Below are 25,738 nucleotides of genomic sequence, written 5' to 3'. Positions count from 1 at the left end.
TACCTCGACAGCACGGTTGCCATGAACATCAACCTGAAAACCGGCGTCGTCTCGGGGATCGGCGCGGGCGATACCTACAACGGTATCGAGGTGATCGCTGGCTCCAAGTACAACGACACCTTCGTGGTCGATAGCCGAATCAGTGGCGTCGACGGCGGTGAAGGTTTTGACACCGTCGATTACTCGACGTCGGCTGCAGGCGTTAACGTCGATATCCGTCCGGGCGCTGGTCTGGCAGGTGTCGGTGGCGATTCGCAGGGCATTACCCTGACCGGCGTCGAAAAGGTCATTGGCTCGGCGTTCAATGACAGTTTCACCACCGACGCCTACCTCTTCGCCACTTACGAGGGCGGCGCCGGGGATGACATCTATTACGTCAATGGCGGCGGCGTGACGGCCATCGAGCAAGTGGGCGGCGGCAACGATGAAGTGCGCGTGACCTACAAAGACCACACACTGGCAGCCAACATCGAACGCCTGACTTACACCGGCACTGGCTCGTTCACTGGCTGGGGCAATGCCCTCGACAACGTCATCACTGGCGGCAGCGGCAACGACGTGTTCTACGGCGGTGGCGGTGCCGACCAGTTCATCGGCGGCGCCGGTCGCGACACCGTGTCGTACCTCGACAGCACGGTTGCCATGAACATCAACCTGAAAACCGGCGTCGTCTCGGGGATCGGCGCGGGCGATACCTACAACGGTATCGAGGTGATCGCTGGCTCCAAGTACAACGACACCTTCGTGGTCGATAGCCGAATCAGCGGTGTCGACGGTGGTGAAGGTTTTGACACCGTCGATTACTCGACGTCGGCTGCAGGCGTTAACGTCGATATCCGTCCGGGCGCTGGTCTGGCAGGTGTCGGTGGCGATTCGCAGGGCATTACCCTGACCGGCGTCGAAAAGGTCATTGGCTCGGCGTTCAACGACAGCTTCACCACTGACGCTTACCTTTTTGCCACCTACGAGGGGGGGGCGGGTGACGACACTTACTACGTCAACGGCGGTGGCGTAACCGTTATCGAACAGGCTGGCGGCGGTAACGATGAAGTACGGGTCAGCTACAAGGACCATACGCTCGCGGCCAACGTCGAGCGTCTGACCTACACCGGTACCGGTGCGTTTACGGGCATCGGTAATGCCCTCGACAACATCATCACTGGCGGCAACGGAAACGACGTGCTGTATGGCGGCGGTGGTGCCGACCAGTTCATCGGCGGTGGTGGCCTGGACACCGTGTCTTACGCCGACAGTACCGTAGGCGTCAGTATCAACTGGAAAACCGGGATCAATACCGGGATCGCGCTGGGTGACACCTACAACAGCATCGAAGCGATGCGTGGTTCGAATTTCAACGACGTATTTGTTGGCGGCACGGCTTCCCTGGTGCTCGATGGCGGTACAGGCTTCGATATGGTCAGCTACGAGTCGTCCGACAGTGCGGTCACCATCGACCTGAAAACCAACGTCAACGCCGGTGATGCTGCGGGGGATACCTTTGTCGGGATCGAGCTCTTCCAGGGCAGCAATTTTGCCGACACGTTGTCCGGTACCACGCTCAACGACAACTTCGTCGGTGGCGGTGGCGCCGACGTGATCGACGGCCGTGAAGGGATCGACACAGTCTGGTACGCCAACAGCGCTGCGGCGGTGAACATCAATCTGCAGTCCGGCGTGAATACGGGCGGTGATGCGCAGGGCGATGTGCTGATCAATGTCGAGAGCATTATCGCGACCAACTTCAATGACACGCTGACAGGCAACGCGCTTGCCAACAGTTTTGAAGGTGGTCTGGGTAATGACGTGATTTATGGCGGCGACGGCAACGATGTCATTTACGGTAGCTACAACACCCAGCTCGGACCTTTCGCGGTCGATGTTGCTGCCAGCGGGCCGCAGGCTGACATGCTGTACGGCGGCAATGGTAATGACCGCATCATCAGCACGGGAGATGACCGTGGCACCTTCGCCTATGGTGAGGATGGTTTTGACACGATTTTTGTCGCCAGTGGCACTGCAGTTGGCGGCGCCGGCAATGACGATCTGCTTGGTACGGGTAAGGGCTTTGCCTTGCTCGGTGGTGCCGGCAATGATGATTTGACCTTTGGCGCCTTGTTCACTCCAGTCGGGCAGATGAAAGCCAGTGGCTTTGGCAACGGCGGAGAGGGTGATGACACCTATTACGTCAACACCAACCTGCTGGTGACTATCCGGGATGACGGGCTTAGCACCAATGACACCTTGATCCTGAATAACGTCCGGTCGGCCAGCACGTTGCAGCTGGCGCGGGTGGGTGATGACTTGTACCTCAGCGATGGATATTCCCCGCCGACCGATCCAACCGCCCAAGGTGTAAAACTGCAGGACTGGTTCGCTGGTGGCAACACCATCGAGCACTTCAAAGCGGCCAACGGTGATGTTCTGCCGATCAATGGAGATGGGTTCAGCATGTTTGGCTGATTCATCCGCCTTGTGGCTTTGAAGGTATTTTGAGCTGTAACGAAGGGAGCCCGACCGTGGCAGGTCGGGCTCCCTTTTTTTATCCGGGCGCTCGTCGCTGTCCCCTGTGATGGTATTCGGCGGGTCTGCGAGCTGGCGCGTTTCCTGCAAGTCCCCCTCAAATCGCCATAAAACGAGCGCTCGCGGGCTTCCCACCTGCGCCCGAACCGGCAAAAAGGTTAGCCAGTAGGCCGCAAAGCTCAAGAAAGCTGTGTGCAGCCCGGTGACGAACAAGAGGGGAGACGATGAAGGCAGTTATTTTGGCGGGTGGCCTCGGCACGCGCATCAGTGAAGAGTCGCACCTCAAGCCCAAACCGATGATCGAGATCGGTGGCAAGCCAATTCTCTGGCACATCATGAAGCAGTATTCCGCTCACGGAATTCACGACTTCGTGATCTGCCTCGGCTACAAGGGCTACGCGATCAAGGACTTCTTCGCCAACTACTTCCTGCACACCTCCGACGTCACCTTCAACATGCGCGAAAACCGCATGGACGTGCATCAGAATTACAGCGAGCCATGGAGCGTCACGCTCATCGACACCGGCGAAGAAACCATGACCGGTGGCCGTCTCCTGCGCGCCGGTCGTTACCTGCAGGATGAAGAAGCGTTCTGCTTCACCTACGGCGACGGCGTTTCCGATCTGAACATTCGCGAGCTGGTCGATTACCACAAGGCTCACGGTCGCTTGGCGACTGTCACTGCGGTGCAGCCACCGGGTCGATACGGTGCCCTCGAACGCCAAGGCGATCAGGTCCTCGGTTTCACCGAAAAACCTCGTGGCGACGGTGGCTGGATCAATGGCGGTTTCTTTGTACTGTCGCCAAAAGTGTTGCCGTACATCGCGGGTGATCAAACCACTTGGGAGGCCGAGCCGTTGGCCCGCCTGGCCCAGGACGAACAGCTCAAAGCCTTCGAACACGATGGTTTCTGGCAACCCATGGACACCCTGCGCGACAAGAACCATCTCGAAGCGCTGTGGCAGAGCGGGGAGGCCCCATGGAAGCAATGGGCCTGAGTGCGGATTTCTGGCGCGGCAAGCGTGTGCTGGTCACCGGGCACACCGGTTTCAAGGGCAGTTGGCTGACCCTGTGGCTGCAAAGCCTCGGCGCGCAAGTCAGCGGCTTTTCACTGGATCCGTCGACCGAGCCGAGCCTGTTCGAACTGGCGCGGGTGCACGAAGGCATCGATGATCAGCGCGGTGATCTGCGTGATCTCGGTGCCTTGCTCGAAATCATTGCCGATACCGAGCCGGAGATCGTCCTGCACCTGGCCGCCCAGCCGCTGGTGCGCGAAGGCTATCGCGATCCGCTCGGCACTTATTCCAGCAACGTCATGGGTACGCTGAACCTGCTCGAAGCGATTCGTCAGGTCGGCTGCGTACGTGCCTGTGTGCTGGTGACCACCGACAAGGTTTACGCCAACAAGGAATGGCTGTGGCCGTACCGCGAAGACGAAGCCCTCGGTGGCCACGATCCTTACAGCAGCAGCAAGGCCTGTTGCGAACTGTTGGCGCAGTCTTACGCGGCCTCGTTCTTCCCGGCAGACAAGTACGCCGAGCACGGTCTGGCCCTGGCCACGGCGCGTGCCGGCAACGTTTTGGGCGGTGGTGATTTTGCTCCCGAGCGACTGATTCCCGATGTACTCAAAGCCTGGACGGCAGACGAGCCGGTGACCCTGCGTTACCCGCAAGCCGTGCGCCCGTGGCAACACGCGCTGGAACCATTGGCCGGGTATCTGCAACTGGCTGCCGGCCTCTACGAGCAAGGCCCGGAGTACGCCGGTGCGTGGAACTTCGGCCCCGGCGAGGCGGACATGTGCAGCGTCGGCGAAGTGGTCGAATTGCTCGCCAGCCGCTGGCCGCAAGCGCGCGGTCTGCGCATCGAGCCGAGTGAACTGCACGAGGCCGGTCTGCTGCGTCTGGACAGCAGCCGCGCACGCCAACTGCTCGGTTGGCAGCCGCGCTGGACCTTGCAGCAATGCCTGACGCAAACCCTCGACTGGCATTTGGCGTGGCAGAACGGCGACGACATGCGCGCCGTCACCCTCGGCCAACTGAACCTGTACCGAGGCGCGCTGTGAGCGAGTTTTCCTTGCAGGCATTGCCGCTGGCCGGATTGTTCAGCGTGCAGCACAAACGCTTCGAAGATCAGCGCGGGCACTTCGCCCGGTTGTTCTGCGAGGGCAGTCTGAGTGCGTTTGGCAGTGAGTTTCATATCCGTCAGATCAACCATTCATGCACTCGCGAGAAGGGCAGCGTGCGCGGTCTGCATTATCAGAACGCGAATGCGCCGGAAGCCAAACTGATCACCTGCCTGCGCGGCGAAGTGTGGGATGTGGCGGTCGATTTGCGGCCGGACTCGGAAACCTTTTTGCGCTGGCACGCCGAGCACTTGAAGGCCGGTGACGGTCGCAGCCTGTTGATCCCTGCCGGGTTCGCCCACGGTTTCCAGACGCTGAGCGAAGACGCCGAATTGCTCTACCTGCACAGCGCTGATTACGCGCCGGAGCACGAAGGCGGTCTGTCGGTGAACGATCCACGGCTGGCGATTGCCTGGCCGTTGCCCGTCAATAATTTGTCAGCGCGGGATTCCAGCCATCCCGCGCTCGATCAACACTTTGCTGGAGTGCGTCTATGAATTGCCGTGGGTGCGCCGCACCGCTGAGCCTGCCGCTGATCGACCTCGGCACCTCGCCACCGTCCAACGCCTACGTGCATGCCGATCGGCTGGAACAGGCCGAGCAATGGGTGCCGCTGAAGGTCGCCGTGTGCCAGCAATGCTGGCTCGTGCAGACCGAGGATTACACCTCCGCCGACAGCCTGTTCGACGCCGAGTACGCCTACTTCAGTTCGTTCTCCAGCACCTGGCTAACCCATGCAGAGCGCTATGTGGCCGAGATGGTCGAGCGCTTCGGCCTGACCGCCGACAGCCGCGTGGTCGAAGTCGCTGCCAACGACGGTTACCTGTTGCAGTACGTCGCCGGTTGCGGCATCCCGTGTCTGGGTGTCGAGCCGACCCGCAGTACTGCGCAAGCGGCGCGGGAAAAGGGGCTGGAAATTCGTGAGCTGTTCTTTGGTCGCGACACCGCCGCGCAGCTGAAAAGCGAAGGCTGGGCTGCTGACCTGATGGCCGCCAACAACGTGCTCGCGCATGTGCCGGACATCAACGATTTCCTCGGCGGTTTCGCCACCTTGCTCAAGCCAACCGGCGTGGCCACGTTCGAATTCCCGCAACTGCTGACGCTGATGGCCGGCGCGCAGTTCGACACGCTGTATCACGAGCATTATTCGTATCTGTCGCTGACGGCCGTGCAAACCCTGTGCGAGCGCAACGGCCTGGAAGTACTCGACGTTAGCCAGTTGAGCACTCACGGCGGATCGCTGCGGGTGTTCGTGCAGCGCAAGGACGGTGAGCGTCGCCCGGTGCAACCAGCGGTGCAACAACAGTTGCAGGCTGAACTTGATGCAGGGGTGAAAACGCCCGAGTACTACGCGAGCCTCGCGCCTGCCGCCGAACGGATCAAGCATGAATTGCTGCGCTTTCTGTTGCAGGCCAAGGCTGACGGTAAACGTGTGGTCGGTTACGGCGCGGCGGCGAAGGGCAACACCTTGCTCAACTACGCCGGGGTCAAACCGGACCTGCTCGCCTGGGTGGCCGATGCCAACCCGCACAAACAGGGCAAGTTTCTGCCGGGCAGTCGCATCCCGATTGTTGCGCCGGCGCAGATCGATATCGAAAAACCCGACTACGTGCTGGTGCTGCCATGGAACCTGCTGCACGAAGTCAGTCAGCAATTGGCGCAAGTGCGTCGGTGGGACGGCCGCTTCGTGATCGCCGTGCCTGAGTTGAAAGTGCTGTGAAGGTTCTCGTAACCGGAGCCACGGGCTTCGTCGGTCGGCATCTGGTCGCGGCATTGCTGGTGCGCGGCTGCGCTGTTCGTGCAGTGGCACGCAACGCAGAAACCGCGCAGGGCATGCCGTGGATCAACAATGTCGAGTTCGTCGCAGCGGATATTCACGCTGCCGATCTCGATGTTGCCGCGTTGACCGAAGGCGTCGACGTGCTCGCGCATCTGGCCTGGCCCGGGTTGCCGAACTATCGGGCGTTGTTCCATTTCGAGCACAACCTGATGGCCGATTACCGCTTTATCAAACGTGCGGTCGAGGCGGGGGTGAAGCAGGTGCTGGTCACCGGCACCTGCTTCGAGTACGGCATGCAAAGCGGCCCGCTCAGCGAAAACACCGAGCCACGGCCGAGCAATCCGTACGGTCTGGCCAAGCACACCTTGCACCTGTTTTTGCAGAGTTTGCAGCAAGAGCATCCTTTCACCCTGCAATGGGCGCGGCTGTTTTACCTGCATGGCGAAGGGCAGAACCCCAACAGTCTGTTGGCGGCGCTGGACCGCGTAGTCGACGCCGGTGAGGCGTCGTTCAACATGTCTGCGGGCGAGCAGTTGCGCGACTTTCTGCCGATTGCCACCGCGGCCAGTTACCTCTCCGCGATCCTGCATCAACGCGACTTCGACGGCGTGATCAATTGCGCCAGTGGCCAGCCGATTTCAGTAAGAACCCTCGTCGAGCAACGCCTGCGCGAACGCGGCGCTTCGATCGATTTGAACCTGGGGCATTACCCCTACCCGACACACGAACCCATGGCGTTCTGGGCGGTGGTCGACCGTTTGCAAGATCTGCTTGAGGTGCAGCAGAGCAACTGATGTGCCTCGAAGCGAATGCCTTTGGCAGCGTGACTATCAAATGACTTTTCAGTGAGACCGGACAATGAGCGATAACGTAATCAAAGCCTTCGAGGCGGAGTGCCAGGCCGAAGTGATTGCCCAGGGCCAGGACAAGGACCTGAAGGCGTTGGCCCAGGAGTTCTACAACCAGTCGGCCAAACACAAATACACCTACCACTTTTCGTGGATGGGCCGTCCGATCATTCAATTGCCGCAAGACATGATGGCGATGCAGGAGCTGATCTGGCGGATCAAGCCAGACCTGGTGATCGAGTGCGGTATCGCCCACGGCGGTTCGATCATTTACTACGCCTCGCTGCTCGAATTGCAGGGCCACGGCGAAGTGCTGGGCATCGATCGCGACATCCGTGCGCACAACCGTGAGGCCATCGAAAGCCATCAGATGATCAAGCGCATCAGCATGATCGAAGGCTCAAGCCTCGATCCGGCAGTGGTCGAGCAGGTTCGTCAGGCGGCGGCCGGCAAGAAAGTGATCGTGGTGCTCGATTCCAATCACACCCACGACCATGTCCTCGAAGAACTGCGTCTTTACGCACCACTGGTTTCGGCTGACAGCTACTGCGTGGTCATGGACACCGTGGTTGAAGACATGCCGGCCGATGCCTTCCCGGATCGCCCGTGGGGTCCGGGTGACAACCCGAAAACCGCAGTTTGGGCCTACCTGAAAGAGAACCAGGATTTCGAGATTGACCAGCAGATGCAAGACAAGCTGCTGATCACGGTCGCCTCGGACGGTTACCTGCGTCGGGTTCGTTGATCCGTTCCATCATTAAAGTGTTTTTCGGGCGGTTTCGCCGGTAGTGGGGAGAAGTTATGCAAGGCAAGTACGGTTCTGAAAACAAGCTGCCATTGAGCGAGTTGCTGACGGTGGTACTGATCACCCACAACCGCCCGGCTTTTTTGCGTCGAGCGCTGCAGTACTACAGCGGCCTGCCTTGCAAGGTTTTGGTGTTGGACTCTTCTTCCGAGCGCCCGGAAGGTGATTTCTCCGCGGTCGATTATCAGCACCTGCCGCAATTCGCCTACTGGGGGATGCAGGCCAAACTGACCTACGGTGTCGAGCAACTGACGACGCCGTATATGGTGTTCGCGGCTGACGACGATTTCATCCTGCATGAATCGCTGGCCGAGTCTGTCAACTTCCTGGAAGCCAACCGCGACTACGGGCTGTGCCACGGCTACTGCCTGATGTACCTGGCGCTGGCCGGCAGCGTCAGCTACTACCGCCGCGACAAGAAAATCTGCGAGGACTACGCGTCGGAGCGTGCCGAGGATCGTGTTCTCGACTTCATGCACCAGTACGTGCCGCCGTTCTATGGCGTGTGCCGTACCTCGATCATCAAGGACTGGTACGCGGCATTGCCGCCGGGCACCAGTTTCGAATGGCAGGAAATCGGCCACACCTACTACCTGCTGGCGAACGCCAAGGCGCGCATCCTGCCGATTCCTTATGTCGTGCGCGAGATCAACATCGGTTTCTCCGACCACAACACCGAGGTCTACCACGCGCTGTCGTACACCGACACCAAATCTGTGACCGAGCGCGAAGCCTTCGCCGAATTCCTCGCCTCCTTGCCGACCGGTATCACCGATCTCGACCAGGCGCAGCGCAAGGCGTTGGCCCTGGAAAGCTTCGCGGCCATGACGGACAGCCTGGAATCCGGGCGTGCGTTGACGACCGAGCTGATTTTCGAGTCCGCCTGGAGCAACCTTACCAAGGCACCAGAGCGCAAATTCGGGCCACGCCAATATGTAGAGATGCCTTTCTACAACGAGCGCTTCTTTGACTTGCTGACCCAGTTCGAATTTTTGCTGCACGCAATGCCGGCCGGTCGCATTCAGCTGGAAAAACTCGAGGGTGTATGGACCCGGCAGGAATACCTGCTGCAGGCACGCAATAACGATACGGCGGAAAGTGTCGTCGACCGGTTATGGCAGGCCCATGACAGCAACGCGTTCAACCGCGCTGTGCTCAAGCGTCTGTCGGCGCAACTGCAAACCCTCGGCGAAGACGAGCAAGCGCAGAAGATAGCTGAGTGGGATGCTCGTCTGGGGGCAGTGGCGGACACCGATCATTACCCGGTCTTCAGCAAGATGCGCTCGGGCCGTTTGCTCGACTGGCTGGCGGCTCGCAAGCCGGACGCCGAACAGACTGCGTTGATTGCCAGGCATCTGGCGGCGAACAATGGCGGTCCACAATTCGGCATCTTCCTGCTGGATCTGGACAACAACGTCGAGAAGCTGCAAGTGACACTCGACAGCCTCGTCGAAGGTCACAGCAAAGCTTTCAAAATTGTCGTCTTCACCACGGGCGAGCCGCAGAGTGCGACCACCTCACAGAACACCTTGCACTTTGTCCGGGTCACGCCGGGCAGCCTAGTCGACAAACTGAACCTGAGCGCCGCGCAATCTCCATGCGACTGGTTGCTGCTGGCGAACGTGGGTGATGAATTCACACCGAGCGGCCTGTTGCGCGCCGGCCTGGAACTGATGTCGGCCACGGGGCTTCGCGCGGTGGCCACTGATGTAATCCAGCGCACTGAAGAAGGTGCGCTGGTGGACGTGTTCCGCCCTGGCTTCAATCTTGATTTGCTGCAGAGCATCCCGTCGCTGATGGCACGCCATTGGCTTGTGCGCCGCGACGTGCTGCTGGAGGTCGGCGGTTATCAGGCCGACTTCAGCAAAGCGATGGAGTTCGACCTGCTGCTGCGCATCATTGAGCAGGGTGGCCTCGACGGTCTGGCGCATCTCGACGAGCCGTTGTTGATCACACAAGCCGCAGCGCTGGAAGAAAACGCCCACGAGCGTCAGGCGTTGTTGCGCCATCTAGGCAATCGCGGCTACCAGGCCAAAGTGACTTCGGCGGCGCCGGGCACCTGGCAGATTGATTACCGCCACACCGAGCAGCCGATGGTGTCGATCATTCTGCCGGTCATTGATGACTTGCCAGTGATGCGTCGCTGCCTGGAAGGCCTGCTGCTCAGAACCCGCTATAACCGCTATGAAGTACTGGTGGCGGCAAACGCTAATCAGTCGGCAGCGGTCAATGACTGGCTGGGTGCATTGCGCCATCCGAAAGTGAACGTCTTGCGCGCCGATCAAACACTCGGCGAAGTGGCGCTGTATAACGCTGCCAGCGAGCAGGCGCAGGGTGATTATCTGGTGCTGCTGGCCGCTGACGTAGAAGTCGTCAACCCGAACTGGCTCGATTCGCTGCTCAACCATGCCCAGCGTCCGGAAGTCGGGATCGTCGGTGCCAAACTGGTCAGCCGTGACGGGAAAATCGCCCAGGCGGGTTTGATTCTCGGTCTGAACGGTGGCGTCGGTTCGGCGTTCATCGGCGAGAAACACAGTGCTGCGGGTTACATGCAGCGCCTGTCGGTGGAGCAGAACTATTCGGCCGTGTCGAAGGTGTGCCTGATGGTGCGCAAAGAGTTGTTCAATGCGCTCGGTGGTCTGGATGAAGTGACCTTCGCTGATGGCTTCAGTGATGTCGATCTGTGCCTCAAGGCCGGGCAGGCTGGTTACCTCACCGTGTGGACGCCGCTGGTCCAGGTGTTGCACACCGGTGAATTGCCGCAAGCCCCTGAGGCGCTGGCCGCATTGCGTGAGAAATGGAGCAGCGCTTTTGCCCAGGATCCGGCTTATAACGCCAACCTGGCCCTGACCGGCAAAGGCTTTACCTTGGCTGAAAACACTTCGATCGATTGGTCGCAGTTGCTCGCTTGAGTCCGTCGGACAGGGAACAGGAATTACACATGTTCAACGGTAAATCGATCTTCATCTCCGGCGGCACGGGCTCGTTCGGGCGCAACTTCATCCGCCGCTTGCTGGAGCAGTACCAGCCCAAGCGCGTGGTGGTGTTCTCTCGTGATGAGCTCAAGCAATACGAAATGCAGCAGACGTTCAACGCGCCGTGCATGCGTTACTTCATCGGTGACGTGCGTGACGCTGACCGTCTGCGTCAGGCCATGCGCGGCATCGATTACGTGGTGCATGCCGCCGCGTTGAAGCAGGTGCCGGCGGCTGAATACAACCCGACCGAATGCATCCGCACCAACGTCAACGGCGCGGAAAACATCATCGCCGCGGCCATCGATAACGGTGTGAAAAAAGTCGTGGCGCTGTCCACCGACAAGGCGGCCAGCCCGATCAACCTGTACGGCGCGACCAAGTTGCTGTCGGACAAATTGTTCGTCGCCGCCAACAATATTGCCGGCGAGCAGGAAACCCGGTTTGCCGTGGTGCGCTACGGCAACGTGGCCGGTTCGCGTGGCTCGGTGGTGCCGTTCTTCAGCAAGCTGATCGCCGATGGCGCGCAAGAGCTGCCGATCACCGACGAGCGCATGACACGCTTCTGGATCACCCTCGACCACGGTGTGCAGTTCGTGCTCGACAGCTTCGCGCGGATGCACGGTGGCGAAGTGTTCGTGCCGAAGATCCCGTCGATCCGCATCGTCGATCTGGCGCGCGGCATGGCCGAACAGCTGCCGCACAAAAACGTCGGCATTCGTCCCGGCGAAAAACTCCATGAGTTGATGGTGCCGCTGGACGATGCGCGGATGACTATTGAATTCGAGGATCACTACACCATCCAGCCGTCGATTCGCTTCACCAGCGTCGATGTCGATTTTGCCGTCGACAAACTTGGCGAGCAGGGTCGCGCGGTGAGCGAAGATTTTGAATATCGCTCCGACACCAATCCGCACTTCCTCTCGGTCGGACAGATCGCGGCGCTGCACGCGAAGCTCTCGATATGATCCCTTACGGTCGGCAGAGTCTCGATCAGTCGGACATCGATGCCGTCGTCGAGGTGTTGCAATCGGACTGGTTGACGCAAGGGCCGACCATTGAGCGCTTCGAACAGGCTGTGGCCGAGCGTTGCCAGGCGGATTTCGCCGTGGCGGTGTGCAACGCCACGGCGGCGCTGCACATTGCGTGTCTGGCGGCGGGGCTTGGCCCGGGCGACCGCCTGTGGACCACGCCGAACACCTTTCTCGCCTCGGCCAACTGCGGGCGTTACTGCGGCGCTGATGTGGACTTTGTCGACATCGACCCGCTGACCTGGAACCTCGATGCTTACGCGTTGGCGGCGAAACTGGATCAGGCTGAACAGGACGGCAAACTGCCAAAAGTCTTGGTGGCGGTGGCGTTCTCCGGGCAGAGCTGCGACATGCGCAAGATTGCCGAACTCGCCGAGCGCTACAACTTCACCGTGATCGAAGATGCCTCCCACGCGGTCGGCGCTTCTTACGCCGGGCGTCCGGTGGGTTGCGGTGAATTTGCGGCAATGACCGTGTTCAGTTTTCATCCGGTGAAGATCATCACCAGTGCCGAGGGCGGCATGGTCCTGACCAATCGCCCGGCATTGGCCGAGCGCCTGCAACGCCTGCGCAGCCATGGCATGACCCGCGATCCGCAGCAGATGACCGAGCCCAGCCACGGCCCTTGGTACTACCAGCAGATCGAGCTGGGCTTCAATTACCGGATCACCGATCTGCAAGCCGCGTTGGGCTTGTCGCAACTGGGCAAGCTGGACGACTTCATCGCTCGGCGTCGTGAGTTGGCAGCGCGGTACGAGCAGTTGCTGACGTACTTGCCGCTGACGTTACCCAGCGCTCAACCGGACGCGGAATCAGCCTGGCATTTGTATGTGGTGCGCTTGCAGACCGAGCGCGTCAGCCTCAGCCATCGTCAGGTGTTCGAAGGCTTGCGCGCGGCCGGCATCGGCGTGAATCTGCACTACATTCCGGTGCATCTGCAGCCTTACTATCAGGCACTGGGTTTTGCCGAGGGCGACTTCCCCCAAGCCGAGCGCTATTACGCCGAAGCGATCAGTCTGCCGATGTTTCCGCTGCTGACCGAGGAGCAGCAGGATTACGTGGTCGAGCAATTACGCCGGCTGCTGATTGAGGAGTAGGACAACGTGAGCAACATCGCAATCATCCCGGCGCGCGGGGGCAGCAAACGCATACCGCGCAAGAACCTGGCGCTGTTCGCTGGCGTGCCGATGATTGTCCGCTCGATTCGCACGGCGCTGGATTCGGGCTTGTTCGATCAGGTTGTCGTCAGCACCGATGACGAAGAAATCGCCGAGGTCGCGCGGGCGCACGGGGCTGATGTGCCGTTTTTGCGCCCGGCCGATCTGGCGGATGATTTTACCGGCACCGCCGCAGTGATCGTGCATGCCTTGCAGCAACTGCCAGCCTTTGATTACGCCTGTTGCGTGTACGCCACGGCGCCGTTGTTGCAGGCGCGTTATCTGCGTCAGGGCTTTGAGTTGCTGGCGCAACAGCCGGATAAATCCTTCGCCTTCTCCGTGTGCAACTTCGGTTTCCCGGTGCAACGTGCGCTGACGCTGGACGGGCAGGGCGCGCTTTCGGCGTTGTACCCGGAATTTCGTGAGACCCGTTCGCAGGATCTGCCCGAAGCGTTTCAGGATGCCGGGCAGTTTTATTGGGGGCGCACGGATGCGTGGCTGCGCGGCGAGGTGGTCTATTCGCCGGCCAGTCTGCCGGTGATTTTGCCCCGGCATCTGGTGCAGGACATCGATACGCCCGAAGACTGGAAGCGAGCCGAATACCTGTACGCCGCGCTCAAGGCCGGCGGAGAGTTGCAATGAAAGTCCTGATTCGCGCCGACGCTTCGCCGACCATCGGCAGCGGCCATATCGCCCGCTGTCTGACGCTGGCGCGGGTGCTGCGCAAGCAGGGCAGTCATGTCGCGTTTGCCTGTCGGCAGTTGCCGGGGCATCGACTCGATGCTCTGAGCGCCGAAGGTTTCGAGACTTTTGCGTTGCCCGGTCGTTATCCCGATGAAGACCCGCAGCAAGCCATCGAATCGATGCTGCCGTGGCAGGCCGACATCGATGCGTTGGATTTGCTGCTGGAAGATCACGCCGGATTCGACTGGATCATCGTCGATCATTACGGCCTCGATCATCACTGGCAGACCGCCGCACGGCGTTGGGCACCGCGTATTGCGGCCGTCGACGATCTCGCCACTCGGCGCTACAGCGTTGATTTGCTGCTCAATCAGAATTTGTCCGGCCTCAGCGAAAACTACACGCCGTTGTTGCCTGAGGGTTGCCGCACATTGCTCGGCCCGCGCTATGCCATGTTGCGTGAAGAGTTCGACTGTCCGGCGATCGAGATCAAGCCCAAGGCCCGTCGCGTACTGGTGAATTTCGGCGGTTTCGATGCGGCCATGCAGACCCATCACGCCATGCTCGCGCTGGCGGACTTCACGGAGCTGGACGTTGATTTCGTCGCCGGTGCCGACAACCCGGCATGGGCGCAGATGCAGGCACTGGCGCAAACGCGGCCGAACTGGCGTCTGCACAGTTTTGTCAGCGACTTCCATCAACGCATGACCGAGGCCGATCTGTTTATCGGCGCCGGTGGAGGCACCAGTTGGGAACGTGCGGCGTTGGGTTTGCCGACGATCTGTATAGCGGTGTCGAATAACCAGCAGGTCAACGGTGAAGTCATGGCGGCAGCCGGTGCGCATGTGTTCATGGGCGCGCGCGAACAGGTCAGCGTCGCGCAGTTGCGTGACGCGATTGGTTTTGTCGGCGCTAATTTTTATCTGCGCCAGAGCCTGGCCGAACGTTCCCGGCAAATGGTCGATGGGCGCGGTGCATTGCGAGTCGCCGCTGCATTGGCCGATGCTGAGCCCAAGTTAAGTCACGCCACGCTGGACGATGCGCAGTTGCTGCCCGACGGGCTGAACTCCAGTTTGAATAAAAGGGAACACCGTTCATGAGTAGTTTCAAGATTGGCGACCGTCTGATCGGTGCCGACGCGCCGCCGTTTATCATTGCCGAGATGAGCGGCAATCATAACCAGTCGCTGGACGTGGCCCTGCAAATCGTCGAAGCCGCCGCCAAGGCCGGCGCGCACGCGTTGAAACTGCAAACCTATACGGCCGAGACCATGACGCTGGATCTGGCCGAGGGCGAGTTTTTCATCAAAGACCCGGGCAGCCTGTGGGCCGGCACTTCTTTGTACGACTTGTACGAGCAGGCCCACACACCGTGGGAATGGCATGCGCCGATCTTCGCTCGCGCCAAGGAACTGGGGATGCTCGCGTTCTCGACACCGTTCGACGACACGGCCGTGGACTTTCTCGAAAGCCTCGACGTGCCGGCGTACAAGATCGCCAGTTTTGAAAACACCGATCTGCCGTTGATCCGCCGTGTCGCCGCCACGGGTAAGCCGCTGATCATCTCCACCGGCATGGCCAGCATTGCCGAGCTCGATGAAACCGTGCGCGCCGCCCGTGAAGCCGGGTGCAAGGATCTGGTGTTGCTCAAATGCACCAGCACTTATCCGGCGACTCCGGCAAACAGCAATGTGCGGACGATCCCGCATCTGCGTGAATTGTTCGGTTGCGAGGTGGGGCTGTCCGATCACTCGATGGGCGTTGGCGTCTCGGTGGCGGCCGTGGCGCTCGGCGCGACGGTGGTGGAAAAGCATTTCACCCTCGACCGTTCGGCGGGCGGGGTGGATGCCAGTTTCTCGCTGGAGCCGGCCGAGATGGCCAGCCTGGTGGTGGAAACCGAGCGCGCATGGCAAGCGCTCGGCAAGGTGCAATACGGCGCAACCGAAGCCGAACTCAAGTCGGTGGTGTATCGCCGCTCGCTGTACGTGACCGCCGACATGGCCGCCGGTGACCCCTTTACGCGGGACAATCTGCGCGCCATTCGTCCCGGCCTCGGTCTGCCGCCCAAGCACACCGATGCCGTCCTCGGGCGCTGCGCTCGCACGCCGATCAAGCGCGGTACGCCGCTGGATTGGTCATTGGTCGAATAACCCAATCTGTAATGGATTCGGCAAAATAGCGTGACCTGCGAGTCATAACGCGCATCTTCACTGTATTGTATTGATCGGGGAGATGGCGCCTGGCCCGTTTCTGGTTCCAGTGATAGCCCTTTGCGCTCCCCTTGGTTGCCCGTCGTGGCAACCATTTTCTGTTTGTCGGCGCCCCTCAAATCCTTGCGAGCGGTGGTCTTGGGCTGTTTTTTATTGGGAAGCCGTAATGATTGGCATAAAAAGCATTGCGAGCTACGTTCCTGTAGCCGGCGTGGACAATTACGCACAAGGTGCAAAATTCGAGAAGGATGAAGAGTTCATCCTTGGCAAGATTGGCTCGGCATTCCTGCCGCGCAAAGACGCTGATCAAGAAACCTCCGATCTGTGCGTGGAAGCAGCCAATGCGCTGTTTGCCAGCAACCCTGAACTGAAGCGTGAATCGATCGATGCCTTGATCGTCGTCACCCAGAACGGTGATGAAGAAGGCTTGCCACACACTGCTGCGATCGTGCAGGACAAACTAGGTCTGCCGACCAATGTCGCCGCGTTCGATATTTCGTTGGGCTGCTCCGGTTATGTCTATGGCATCTACGCGATCAAGGGTTTCATGGAAGCCGCAGGCCTGAAGAACGGCCTGCTGATCACCGCCGATCCGTATTCAAAAATCGTTGACCCGGAAGACCGCAACACCACCATGCTGTTCGGTGATGCGGCCACTGCGACCTGGATGGGTGAAGATCCGACCTGGGCACTGGGCAAGGCCAAGTTCGGCACCGACGGTTCCGGCGCGCCACACCTGAAAGTCACCGATGGCGTGTTCTTCATGAACGGTCGTCAGGTGTTCAACTTCGCGCTGCTCAAAGTCCCGGCGCACTTGCACGAGTTGCTCGATGATTCCGGTCTCAAAGCCGATGACATCGATGCCTTCTGCATTCACCAAGGCAGTGCGGCGATTGTCGATGCCGTGGCGCGGCGCTTTGAAGGCGAGCCTGAGAAGTTCATCAAGGACATGGTCGAGACCGGCAACACCGTGTCGTCGAGTATTCCGCTGCTGCTGGAAAAACACGTAATCGATTCCGCCTGGCAGCGCGTCGCGCTCAGTGGTTTCGGTGTCGGTCTGTCGTGGGGCTCGGCGATCATCTTCCGCCCCTGAGCCTGATTAAAAACGGCGGATACAAAAATAGCGTTCAAGGTTAACCTTGAACGCTATTTTTTTGCCTGAAACGGAGCGCGAGGCGCCATGAGCGAGTTTTTCCAGGCCAACGCCGAAGTCCTTCAGCGCCGCTGGCCGGCCCTGTTCGAGCGCTTGATGGCCGAAGACAGTGCGGCGGTTCAGGCTGAACTGGTGCAGGGGCTGGGCTCGACCCTGAGCGTCAATGGCGTTCAGCTCACCAGTCGCCATGACCGTACTCACGAAGCCCGTATTCAGGCAGCCAGCCTGGCGGATAAAGCGCAATTGCATGTCTATGGCACCGGCCTGGGCGATTTGCCTGCGGTGTTGCTGGAGCGCGCGGGGCTTGAACGGTTGTACGTGCATATCCTCAATGGCGCTTTGTTTGCGCTGGTCGTGCAGTTGCTCGATCAGCGCCAGTGGCTGGAGGATCCGCGCGTGCAGCTGTTTTACGCCGGTGATCTGTCTGATATCTGCACGCCGTTTTTTGCCCTGCCGGCCGAGATGCTGCTGGCTGATGACTTCAACGCAAAAATCCGTGATCGGCTGGTCAGTGAAGTGCACCTGAGTTTCAACAATCGTGAATTCGATCCGCAGTCGCCGGTCATTCGGCAGCGCTTGCAGGATTGCTTGCCGGTGTTGCTCGGCGATGACGATGTGGCGACATTGTTTGGCACTTGCGTCGACCGGGAAGTCTACGTGATCGCCACCGGGCCGACCCTGGAGGGGCATTTCGAACGGCTGGCGAAAGTGCGGGCTCAGGCGCAGCGTCCGCTGTTCATCTGTGTCGACACTGCTTATCGACCGCTGCGTGAGCACGGTGTGGTGCCGGATCTGGTGGTGAGCATTGATCAGCTCATCAGCTTTCGCCATCTGCCGTTTGAAGAGTCCGAAGGTATTCCTCTGGTCTATTTGCCGATGAGCGACCCCGAGGTTTTGCGCGCCTGGAAGGGCAAACGCTACGGCGGCTATTCCGCCAGCCCGGTTTATGCCGCATTGCGCGAGGAATATCCGCGCGGCGAACTGCATGTTGGCGGCAGTGTGATTCACCCGGCGGTGGACCTGGCGGTGAAAATGGGCGCAACGCGTATCACTCTGTTCGGCGCCGACTTCGCCTTCCCGATGAACAAGACCCATGCTGGCTGGAATGACGGTGAGCTTGGGCCGAGTGTGAGCCAGGCGCGGCATTGGGTGCGTGACGGGAATGGCCAGCGCGTCAGCACCCAACTCAACTTCCGTGGCTACTTATGCGTTCTCGAACGCTTCATCGCCGCCCATCCCCAGGTTGAGTTTTTCAATAGCAGCAGAGGGGGCGCGCTGATCGCCGGGGCGCGGTTCAATCAGGAGTTTGTGCAATGACGGCAATGGCGCAATGCATCAACGAGTGCCGTGATTGCGCGGGTCTGTTTCGACTGGGACGTGACGTCGAGGCGGCGCTAAGCATGGTCGACGTCTTCGAGGGGGCGCAGCAGTTGCTGCAGTTCGCGCCTGCGGATGCCCGGCAGAGGTGGGCGCAGATGCTGACGCAAATGCTCGATTGTCAGGAGCGTCAGGACTGGTTGGGACTGGCTGACTATATGGAGTATGAACTGATCGAGCTGCTGCAAAGTGTGCCGGCCTGAAAGCAAGCAAGCGCGCTGGCCCGCCGGTTTGCGCGCTGGTCGGTTTTATGACGTCATTTTTTCGTGGGTGAAGGGCGGCTAAGCCTTTGTTTTCTCGGGGGTGGCAGGGTGATGGCAAATATTTTTTAAAAAGCCCTCAAGCAACCTGCATTCCCGACGATAACTATTACGAAGGTTCTCTAGGCCATACCCGGCGGTTGCCAGGGCCGGAAGCCGCAGTACCCAACCAACGAGGAATTCGTCATGGCTTTAACAGTAAACACCAACACCACATCGTTGAACGTTCAGAAAAACCTGAACAAAGCTTCCGACGCTCTGTCGACTTCGATGCAGCGCCTGTCTTCCGGCCTGAAAATCAACAGCGCTAAAGACGACGCCGCTGGCCTGCAGATCTCCACCCGTATGCAATCGCAAATCCGCGGTGGCAACCAGGCTATCCAGAACGCCAACGACGGTATCTCCGTTGCTCAGACCGCTGAAGGCGCTCTGCAAGCTACTACCGACATCCTGCAGCGTATGCGTGAACTGGCTGTTAAAGCACGTACCGGCACCAACGGCACTGCTGACCAGAAAGCAACCAACCTTGAATTCGCCGACATGTCCGACGAAATCAGCCGTATCGCTGCTTCCACCAACCTGAACGGCAAAAACCTGCTGGACGGTTCGGCTGGTACTGTGACTCTGCAAGTTGGCGCAAACACCGGTACTGCTAACCACATCGACCTGGTACTGAGCTCCAAGTTCGACGCCGTGAGCCTGTCCGTGGACAAGGCTACTCTGGCTCTGACCGGTACTGACGCTGCTAACGCCGGTGTCAACATCGACGCCGCTATCACTGCAATCGACGCTGCTATCGCTGCGATCGGTGATACCCGTGCCAGCCTGGGTGCTTCGCAAAACCGTCTGACCAGCACCATCTCCAACCTGCAGAACATCGTTGAGAACACCACTGCTGCACAGGGTCGTGTACAAGACACCGACTTCGCCGCAGAAACTGCTAACCTGACCAAGCAGCAAACTCTGCAGCAGGCTTCGACCTCCGTTCTGGCTCAAGCCAACCAACTGCCTTCCGCTGTACTGAAACTGCTTCAGTAATTTCGGAACAAGTTTGGGCGGGGGAGTGCGCTAGTCGTGCTCTCTCGCCTTTTTACGTCAGGAGGTGATGAGCATGGACATGAGCGTGAAGCTTAACCTGTCTTATCCGGCTCCCAAGCCAGTAACGCCGGTTGCTGACAAACCGTCAGAGACGCCTAAAGTTACCAAGGCTGAAGCTCCGGTCGCTGCCAAGAGTCAGGATACGGACGATGCCAAGTTGAAACTGGCAGTGCAGGAGATCGAGAAGTTTGTTCAATCGATCAAGCGCAATCTGGAGTTCTCCATCGATGAGCATTCCGGGAAGGTCATCGTCAAGGTGATCGCAAGCGAGACGGGTGAAATCGTTCGACAGATTCCCTCCGCAGAAGCCCTCAAGCTGGCAGACAGCCTCGCCAACGCAAGTCATGTGTTGTTCGACGCCAAGGCCTGATAGCTGGCATGAATAATGTTTGTACGTTCTCAAGATGCGTGTAGCGGTCAAAAGAATGGCAACAATCTGAAGGGAGATGCACATGGCAAGTCCAATTCTACCGGGTTCCGGACTGGGTTCCGGCCTGGACATCGGTGCTATCGTTACTGCACTGGTCAACGCCGACAAGGCACCAAAGCAGACGCAAATCGATACCGCGACCAAAACCAACACGCTGAAGATTTCCGGTGTCGGTTCGTTGAAGAGCGCGCTGACTGCGTTCCAGACGGCAATGACCAATCTGGGCAGCAAGACCAATCCTGCATTTGCCGGCTTCACCGCGACTTCGGCCAATACCGCCGTTCTGAACGCCACCGCCGATAGCACCGCGGTTTCGGGTAATTACAGTGTTGTCGTGAACCAACTGGCCACCGGCTCGAAAATCGCCAGTGCCTCTTTCGCCGGCGGCGCCGCCAGTGCCATTCCGACTGGTACCTTGAAAATCAGTCAGAATGGCACTGATTACAACGTCGACATCCCGGCCAACGCCACTTTGCAGACTACCCGTGACGCCATCAACAAGGCTCAGGGCGCCAACGGCATCTCCGCCAACATTGTGACCGACAGCACCGGTGCTTCGCGCCTGGTGATCAGTTCGAACAAGACTGGCGAAGGTTCCGACCTCAGCGTCAGCGGTATTGCCGGTCTGGAAATTGATGGTACCCAGCCGCTGGGGACTAGTCCTGCGGCAGGCGCTGCGGGCGCCGTCAACGGCGTTGCGCAAAATGCCAAGTTGACCATCGACGGCCTTCAGGTAACCAGCAAGAGCAACACGGTGACCGGTGCAATCAGTGGTCTGACCCTGAATCTGACAACGGTCAGCGCTGGCGCGCCAACGGCGGGTACCCCGACTGTTATTGGCGTAGATGCCAACACCAAAGGGCTGCAGGCATCGATTCAGTCATTTGTCGACGCTTACAACACGTTGAAAACTACCATCGACACCTTGTCCAAGGCGACGCCGGACGAAGATGGCAAGCTGACCGTACAGGCGGCGTTCACTGGCGATGCGATGCCGCGTTCGCTGATTGCCAGTGTTCGTGCCGAGTTGACGGCAACGGGTGCTGGCGGTCCGTTGGCCGTGCTGTCCCAACTGGGTGTGATGACCGACCGCAACACCGGTAACCTGAAGTTTGATACCGCCGCCTTCACCAAAACCATGGATCAGCCAGGCATGACGGGTCAGGTCCAGCAATTGTTCACGGGTACCGACGACACCAATGGTCTGTTGGCACGTATGAGCAAGGCGGTGGATCCGTACCTCAAACCGCCAGCGAATGACAAACTCGGCACCAGTTTGCTTGATCAGCGCATGGCCATCCTCACCAAGAACACACGCACCCTGACCGACCAGCAAGTGGCGTTGGATGTGCGTGTCGCCAACCTGACCAAGGTGTTGACTGCCAAGTACAACGCCATGGACTTGCTGGTAGGGCAGATGAAGGCCACAGCCAGCAACATCACGTCGTTCTTCAGCACGCTGAACGCTCAGCAATCCGCGAAGTAACAGGCGAGCATGACAAAAACCCGGCTACGCTTTATCGGCGTGCGCCGGGTTTTTGTCTTTTTGATCTAAAGTTCTGTGATTCGTTGGCGATACACTGGTTATACGAGTCATTGTGGCAATGAGGTAGAACATGAATCCAATGTTAGCCCTTCGGCAATATCAGAAAGTCGGCGCGCATGCGCAGACGTCCGAAGCGAGCCCGCACCGTCTGGTGCAGATGTTGATGGAGGGTGGCCTGGAGCGCATCGCTCAGGCCAAAGGCGCCATTGAACGCAAGGATATTTCTGCCAAATGCACGGCCATCAGCAAGGCCGTTGGCATCATTGGCGGCTTGTGTGAAGGCCTGGATCTGGAAAATAGTGCCGATTCGGTGGGTGAGCTCAACCAGCTTTACATCTACATGATGAAGCGGCTTGCCGAAGCCAACCTCAAGACTGATCCGCGTATTCTCGACGAAGTTGCCGGTTTGCTGCGCACCGTAAAGGAAGGCTGGGACGGCATCGCTCCATCAGGCCCCCAGTTCTAAGGAGATCACCATGAGTCTTGTATTGCAGCGAATTGCCGATACCCGTGAAGCATTGGTCAGTGCCTTGGCCGAGCGCAACTGGGAAGCCATTGGCGAGCTGGATCTGGCTTGCCGTTCCTGCATGGAAGACGTCTTGAGTGAGGCTTCGATGGATGAGGTCGCGTTGCGCGATAACCTTGAGGAGTTGCTCCATGTCTACAAGGAGCTTCTTGAGGTGGCTATGGGGGAGCGGCAGGCGATAGCCAACGAGATGTCGCAGATCACCCAAGCGCAGAAGGCGGCAAAGGTTTACCATCTGTTTGGCTAATTAACCTCCAGTTAATCCAGACATGTGCGCCATAAATTTGACTGTGCACGGTTTTTTGACTTAACTAGTGGCTGTTTTCAGATTTCAGGCGTCTACAGGCACATGGTGTCCTGCAAGCGTGTCGCTTGCCCCATTTTTCGGGCATTGAGTTGACTAGGGAAGTTGCTATTGCATGTGGCGTGAAACCAAAATTCTGCTGATCGATGACGATAGCGTTCGCCGCCGCGACCTGGCGGTGATTCTAAATTTTCTCGGCGAAGAAAATTTACCCTGCGGCAGCCATGACTGGCAGCAGGCAGTCGGCTCTTTGTCGTCTAGTCGTGAGGTCATTTGCGTACTGATCGGGACTGTAAATGCTCCTGGCGCGCTTTTGGGCTTGCTAAAGACACTCTCAACCTGGGATGAGTTCCTTCCGGTTTTGTTAATGGGCGATAATTCTTCCATTGACTTGCCTGAAGACCAGCGTCGCCGAGTGCTTTCGACCCTCGAAATGCCGCCCAGCTACAGCAAATTGCTCGACTCCCTGCACCGTGCCCAGGTCTATCGCGAGATGTACGACCAGGCCCGCGAGCGTGGCCGTCATCGCGAACCCAATCTGTTCCGCAGCCTCGTCGGCACCAGCCGGGCGATTCAGCACGTGCGCCAGATGATGCAGCAAGTGGCTGACACCGACGCCAGCGTGCTGATCCTCGGCGAGTCCGGCACCGGCAAGGAAGTAGTTGCGCGCAACCTGCATTACCACTCCAAGCGTCGCGACGGGCCATTCGTGCCCGTCAACTGCGGGGCTATTCCGGCCGAGCTGCTGGAAAGCGAACTGTTCGGCCATGAAAAGGGGGCCTTCACTGGCGCCATCACCAGCCGAGCAGGGCGCTTCGAACTGGCCAACGGCGGTACGCTGTTCCTCGACGAAATTGGCGACATGCCGCTGCCGATGCAGGTCAAGCTGCTGCGCGTGCTGCAAGAGCGCACCTTCGAGCGCGTGGGTAGCAACAAGACCCAGAGCGTCGACGTGCGCATCATCGCGGCGACCCACAAGAATCTCGAAAGCATGATCGAGATCGGCACGTTCCGCGAAGATCTCTACTACCGCTTGAACGTGTTCCCGATCGAGATGGCACCGCTGCGCGAGCGTGTCGAAGACATCCCGCTGCTGATGAACGAACTGATCTCGCGCATGGAACACGAAAAGCGCGGTTCGATCCGTTTCAACTCGGCGGCAATCATGTCGCTGTGCCGCCACGGCTGGCCGGGCAACGTCCGCGAACTGGCCAACCTGGTGGAGCGCATGGCGATCATGCATCCGTACGGGGTGATCGGCGTGGTCGAGTTGCCGAAGAAATTCCGCTACGTCGACGACGAAGACGAGCAATTGGTCGACAGCCTGCGCAGCGATCTCGAAGAGCGCGTGGCAATCAACGGTCATACGCCGGACTTCTCCGCCAATGCCATGTTGCCGCCGGAAGGCCTGGACCTGAAGGACTACCTCGGTGGCCTGGAGCAAGGCCTGATTCAGCAGGCGCTGGACGATGCCAATGGCATTGTGGCACGCGCGGCAGAGCGCTTGCGCATTCGCCGTACCACGCTGGTGGAGAAGATGCGCAAGTACGGCATGAGCCGGCGCGACGGTGACGAACAGGCGGAGGATTGACGCCTGTTTTTCAACTGCTTCATTTATAAGCAGTTTTTTTTAGGCACGGGTATTGCTACATCCCTCGCAACGTTCCGTTTAACTGACGGTCAGCCAAGCGAGAGAGCACAATGCCCCAAGCCGCCCAGATCTCTGCCTCCAATCCCGAGGGGCAACCTTCGTCCGTAGAGCAGGCAAGTCGCCAGGGCCTTGAGCAGGCATTCGAACTGTTTAATCAGATGTCGAGCCAACTGACTGACTCCTACAGCATGCTTGAAGCGCGGGTCACCGAGCTCAAGGGTGAACTGGCTGTGGTCAGTGCCCAGCGCATGCAGGAGCTGGCGGAAAAAGAACGTCTGGCCAACCGTCTGCAAAACCTCCTTGATCTGTTGCCTGGTGGCGTCATCGTGATTGACGGTCATGGCATCGTGCGCGAAGCCAATCCCGCCGCCATCGACTTGCTCGGTCTGCCGCTGGAGGGCGAGTTGTGGCGCCATGTCATCGCTCGCTGCTTCGCCCCGCGTGAAGACGACGGTCACGAAATCTCCTTGAAGAACGGTCGACGCCTGTCGATTGCCACGCGTTCGCTGGATGCCGAGCCTGGGCAATTGGTGTTGCTCAACGACCTGACAGAAACCCGTCATCTGCAAGATCAACTGGCGCGCCACGAACGCCTGTCCTCGCTGGGACGAATGGTGGCCTCGCTGGCTCATCAGATCCGCACGCCATTGTCCGCCGCTTTGCTTTATGCCAGTCATTTGACTGAGCAGGAGCTGCCGGTCGCCACTCAGCAACGTTTTGCCGGGCGCCTTAAAGAGCGCCTGCACGAGCTGGAGCATCAGGTGCGCGACATGTTGGTGTTCGCTCGCGGCGAATTGCCGCTGACGGATCGCCTCACACCCAATGCCTTGATGCAGGCGCTGCAAGCTGCGGCCCTGACCCACGTACAGGACCTGCCGATTCGCTGGCAGTGCGACAGCCATGCCGGCGAGTTGCTGTGCAATCGTGACACGCTGGTCGGCGCGCTTTTGAATCTGATCGAAAACGCGATTCAGGCCAGCGCCGGCGAGGTGCGGCTGAAAGTGCATTGCTACACCCGCGACAACACCCTGCGGCTATGCGTCAGCGATTCCGGCAGCGGAATCGAACCTGCGGTTCTGGCGCGACTCGGCGAGCCATTTTTTACCACGAAGGTCACCGGCACTGGCCTGGGCCTGACCGTGGTCAAAGCGGTGGCGCGAGCCCATCAGGGAGAATTGCAGCTGCGCTCGCGAGTCGGGCGCGGCACGTGCGCGCAGGTGATCCTGCCGCTGTTTTGCGCTGTACAAGGAGCTGAGTAAAAG

General features: G+C 59.5%; 22 protein-coding genes and 1 pseudogene. All 23 read left to right on the top strand.

The features are described 5' to 3' along the window. Positions 1-2,460, top strand: a 2,460-nt coding sequence (locus ICA16_RS14355; RefSeq protein WP_228734185.1) for a beta strand repeat-containing protein, incomplete at its 5' end; no start/stop codon positions are given. A 284-nt stretch (positions 2,461-2,744) separates the two neighbouring features. Next, positions 2,745-3,518, top strand: coding sequence for a glucose-1-phosphate cytidylyltransferase (gene rfbF, locus ICA16_RS14350; protein WP_210553709.1), 774 nt, complete (start codon positions 2,745-2,747; stop codon positions 3,516-3,518). Continuing rightward, a complete protein-coding gene (rfbG, locus tag ICA16_RS14345; protein WP_150602941.1) occupies positions 3,500-4,582 on the top strand; it encodes a CDP-glucose 4,6-dehydratase in 1,083 nt (360 codons plus the stop codon). The genes rfbF and rfbG overlap by 19 nt, the downstream gene beginning before the upstream one ends. After that, complete coding sequence (gene rfbC / locus ICA16_RS14340) at positions 4,579-5,139, top strand: dTDP-4-dehydrorhamnose 3,5-epimerase (RefSeq protein WP_210700858.1); 561 nt, start codon at positions 4,579-4,581, stop codon at positions 5,137-5,139. The genes rfbG and rfbC overlap by 4 nt, the downstream gene beginning before the upstream one ends. Further along, the gene (locus tag ICA16_RS14335) at positions 5,136-6,362 is read left to right on the top strand and encodes a class I SAM-dependent methyltransferase (protein ID WP_210700857.1); all 1,227 of its coding nucleotides are present in this window, start codon (positions 5,136-5,138) and stop codon (positions 6,360-6,362) included. Before rfbC ends, ICA16_RS14335 begins: the two co-directional genes overlap by 4 nt. Beyond that, positions 6,359-7,216, top strand: a complete 858-nt coding sequence (locus ICA16_RS14330) for an NAD-dependent epimerase/dehydratase family protein (protein ID WP_210700856.1) — start codon at positions 6,359-6,361, stop codon at positions 7,214-7,216. Before ICA16_RS14335 ends, ICA16_RS14330 begins: the two co-directional genes overlap by 4 nt. A gap of 64 nt (positions 7,217-7,280) precedes the next feature. After that, positions 7,281-8,015: a cephalosporin hydroxylase family protein gene (locus tag ICA16_RS14325; protein WP_150618496.1), complete on the top strand. Its 735-nt coding sequence runs from the start codon at positions 7,281-7,283 to the stop codon at positions 8,013-8,015. Positions 8,016-8,071: 56 nt separating this feature from the next. Beyond that, a complete protein-coding gene (locus tag ICA16_RS14320) occupies positions 8,072-10,987 on the top strand; it encodes a glycosyltransferase family 2 protein (RefSeq protein WP_210700855.1) in 2,916 nt (971 codons plus the stop codon). A 29-nt stretch (positions 10,988-11,016) separates the two neighbouring features. After that, positions 11,017-12,018 (top strand): UDP-N-acetylglucosamine 4,6-dehydratase (inverting), encoded by a 1,002-nt coding sequence (gene pseB, locus ICA16_RS14315; RefSeq protein ID WP_210700854.1) that lies wholly within the window; start codon positions 11,017-11,019, stop codon positions 12,016-12,018. Then, on the top strand, positions 12,015-13,178 hold the full coding sequence (pseC, locus tag ICA16_RS14310) for a UDP-4-amino-4,6-dideoxy-N-acetyl-beta-L-altrosamine transaminase (RefSeq protein ID WP_210700853.1): 1,164 nt from the start codon (positions 12,015-12,017) through the stop codon (positions 13,176-13,178). The genes pseB and pseC overlap by 4 nt, the downstream gene beginning before the upstream one ends. Positions 13,179-13,184: 6 nt before the next feature. Further along, entirely contained in the window at positions 13,185-13,880 is a 696-nt protein-coding gene (pseF, locus tag ICA16_RS14305; protein WP_210700852.1) for a pseudaminic acid cytidylyltransferase, read from the top strand. After that, a pseudogene (gene pseG / locus ICA16_RS14300) lies at positions 13,877-15,007 on the top strand (UDP-2,4-diacetamido-2,4,6-trideoxy-beta-L-altropyranose hydrolase); the annotation flags it as partial. The gene pseF and the pseudogene pseG, both read left to right, overlap by 4 nt. A gap of 11 nt (positions 15,008-15,018) precedes the next feature. Beyond that, a complete protein-coding gene (pseI, locus tag ICA16_RS14295; RefSeq protein ID WP_210700851.1) occupies positions 15,019-16,071 on the top strand; it encodes a pseudaminic acid synthase in 1,053 nt (350 codons plus the stop codon). Between the two features lie 226 nt (positions 16,072-16,297). Further along, positions 16,298-17,224: a ketoacyl-ACP synthase III gene (locus ICA16_RS14290; protein ID WP_210700850.1), complete on the top strand. Its 927-nt coding sequence runs from the start codon at positions 16,298-16,300 to the stop codon at positions 17,222-17,224. A gap of 87 nt (positions 17,225-17,311) precedes the next feature. Then, positions 17,312-18,601 carry a motility associated factor glycosyltransferase family protein gene (locus tag ICA16_RS14285; RefSeq protein ID WP_210700849.1) on the top strand — a complete coding sequence of 430 codons (1,290 nt, stop codon included), beginning with the start codon at positions 17,312-17,314 and terminating at the stop codon, positions 18,599-18,601. After that, positions 18,598-18,864 carry a hypothetical protein gene (locus ICA16_RS14280; RefSeq protein ID WP_150618502.1) on the top strand — a complete coding sequence of 89 codons (267 nt, stop codon included), beginning with the start codon at positions 18,598-18,600 and terminating at the stop codon, positions 18,862-18,864. Before ICA16_RS14285 ends, ICA16_RS14280 begins: the two co-directional genes overlap by 4 nt. Positions 18,865-19,107: 243 nt before the next feature. Then, positions 19,108-19,959, top strand: coding sequence for a flagellin domain-containing protein (locus tag ICA16_RS14275; RefSeq protein ID WP_150618503.1), 852 nt, complete (start codon positions 19,108-19,110; stop codon positions 19,957-19,959). Positions 19,960-20,032: 73 nt separating this feature from the next. After that, positions 20,033-20,389 (top strand): flagellar protein FlaG, encoded by a 357-nt coding sequence (locus tag ICA16_RS14270; RefSeq protein WP_042558211.1) that lies wholly within the window; start codon positions 20,033-20,035, stop codon positions 20,387-20,389. Between the two features lie 82 nt (positions 20,390-20,471). Then, positions 20,472-21,935, top strand: a complete 1,464-nt coding sequence (gene fliD, locus ICA16_RS14265; RefSeq protein ID WP_210700848.1) for a flagellar filament capping protein FliD — start codon at positions 20,472-20,474, stop codon at positions 21,933-21,935. A 130-nt stretch (positions 21,936-22,065) separates the two neighbouring features. After that, positions 22,066-22,461, top strand: coding sequence for a flagellar export chaperone FliS (fliS, locus tag ICA16_RS14260; protein WP_150618505.1), 396 nt, complete (start codon positions 22,066-22,068; stop codon positions 22,459-22,461). A gap of 10 nt (positions 22,462-22,471) precedes the next feature. After that, the gene (gene fliT / locus ICA16_RS14255; RefSeq protein WP_042558214.1) at positions 22,472-22,768 is read left to right on the top strand and encodes a flagellar protein FliT; all 297 of its coding nucleotides are present in this window, start codon (positions 22,472-22,474) and stop codon (positions 22,766-22,768) included. A 172-nt stretch (positions 22,769-22,940) separates the two neighbouring features. After that, a complete protein-coding gene (locus ICA16_RS14250) occupies positions 22,941-24,416 on the top strand; it encodes a sigma-54 dependent transcriptional regulator (RefSeq protein WP_150602923.1) in 1,476 nt (491 codons plus the stop codon). A 110-nt stretch (positions 24,417-24,526) separates the two neighbouring features. After that, positions 24,527-25,735 carry a sensor histidine kinase gene (locus tag ICA16_RS14245; RefSeq protein ID WP_150602922.1) on the top strand — a complete coding sequence of 403 codons (1,209 nt, stop codon included), beginning with the start codon at positions 24,527-24,529 and terminating at the stop codon, positions 25,733-25,735. The last annotated feature ends 3 nt before the right edge of the window (positions 25,736-25,738 follow it).

The organism is Pseudomonas anatoliensis, from assembly GCF_017976235.1.
GTDB lineage: Bacteria > Pseudomonadota > Gammaproteobacteria > Pseudomonadales > Pseudomonadaceae > Aquipseudomonas > Aquipseudomonas anatoliensis.
Note: the sequence above shows the minus strand (reverse complement) of the source record. Positions and strands in the feature narration are given on the sequence as shown.

Excerpts from the sequence above, each read along its gene's own strand:
- rfbF (WP_210553709.1), top strand. The coding sequence starts at position 2,745 with ATGAAGGCAGTTATTTTGGCGGGTGGCCTCGGCACGCGCATCAGTGAA.
- rfbG (WP_150602941.1), top strand. The coding sequence starts at position 3,500 with ATGGAAGCAATGGGCCTGAGTGCGGATTTCTGGCGCGGCAAGCGTGTG.
- ICA16_RS14335 (WP_210700857.1), top strand. The coding sequence starts at position 5,136 with ATGAATTGCCGTGGGTGCGCCGCACCGCTGAGCCTGCCGCTGATCGAC.
- ICA16_RS14325 (WP_150618496.1), top strand. The coding sequence starts at position 7,281 with ATGAGCGATAACGTAATCAAAGCCTTCGAGGCGGAGTGCCAGGCCGAA.
- ICA16_RS14320 (WP_210700855.1), top strand. The coding sequence starts at position 8,072 with ATGCAAGGCAAGTACGGTTCTGAAAACAAGCTGCCATTGAGCGAGTTG.
- pseB (WP_210700854.1), top strand. The coding sequence starts at position 11,017 with ATGTTCAACGGTAAATCGATCTTCATCTCCGGCGGCACGGGCTCGTTC.
- pseC (WP_210700853.1), top strand. The coding sequence starts at position 12,015 with ATGATCCCTTACGGTCGGCAGAGTCTCGATCAGTCGGACATCGATGCC.
- pseI (WP_210700851.1), top strand. The coding sequence starts at position 15,019 with ATGAGTAGTTTCAAGATTGGCGACCGTCTGATCGGTGCCGACGCGCCG.
- ICA16_RS14290 (WP_210700850.1), top strand. The coding sequence starts at position 16,298 with ATGATTGGCATAAAAAGCATTGCGAGCTACGTTCCTGTAGCCGGCGTG.
- ICA16_RS14285 (WP_210700849.1), top strand. The coding sequence starts at position 17,312 with ATGAGCGAGTTTTTCCAGGCCAACGCCGAAGTCCTTCAGCGCCGCTGG.
- ICA16_RS14280 (WP_150618502.1), top strand. The coding sequence starts at position 18,598 with ATGACGGCAATGGCGCAATGCATCAACGAGTGCCGTGATTGCGCGGGT.
- ICA16_RS14275 (WP_150618503.1), top strand. The coding sequence starts at position 19,108 with ATGGCTTTAACAGTAAACACCAACACCACATCGTTGAACGTTCAGAAA.
- ICA16_RS14270 (WP_042558211.1), top strand. The coding sequence starts at position 20,033 with ATGGACATGAGCGTGAAGCTTAACCTGTCTTATCCGGCTCCCAAGCCA.
- fliD (WP_210700848.1), top strand. The coding sequence starts at position 20,472 with ATGGCAAGTCCAATTCTACCGGGTTCCGGACTGGGTTCCGGCCTGGAC.
- fliS (WP_150618505.1), top strand. The coding sequence starts at position 22,066 with ATGAATCCAATGTTAGCCCTTCGGCAATATCAGAAAGTCGGCGCGCAT.
- fliT (WP_042558214.1), top strand. The coding sequence starts at position 22,472 with ATGAGTCTTGTATTGCAGCGAATTGCCGATACCCGTGAAGCATTGGTC.
- ICA16_RS14250 (WP_150602923.1), top strand. The coding sequence starts at position 22,941 with ATGTGGCGTGAAACCAAAATTCTGCTGATCGATGACGATAGCGTTCGC.
- ICA16_RS14245 (WP_150602922.1), top strand. The coding sequence starts at position 24,527 with ATGCCCCAAGCCGCCCAGATCTCTGCCTCCAATCCCGAGGGGCAACCT.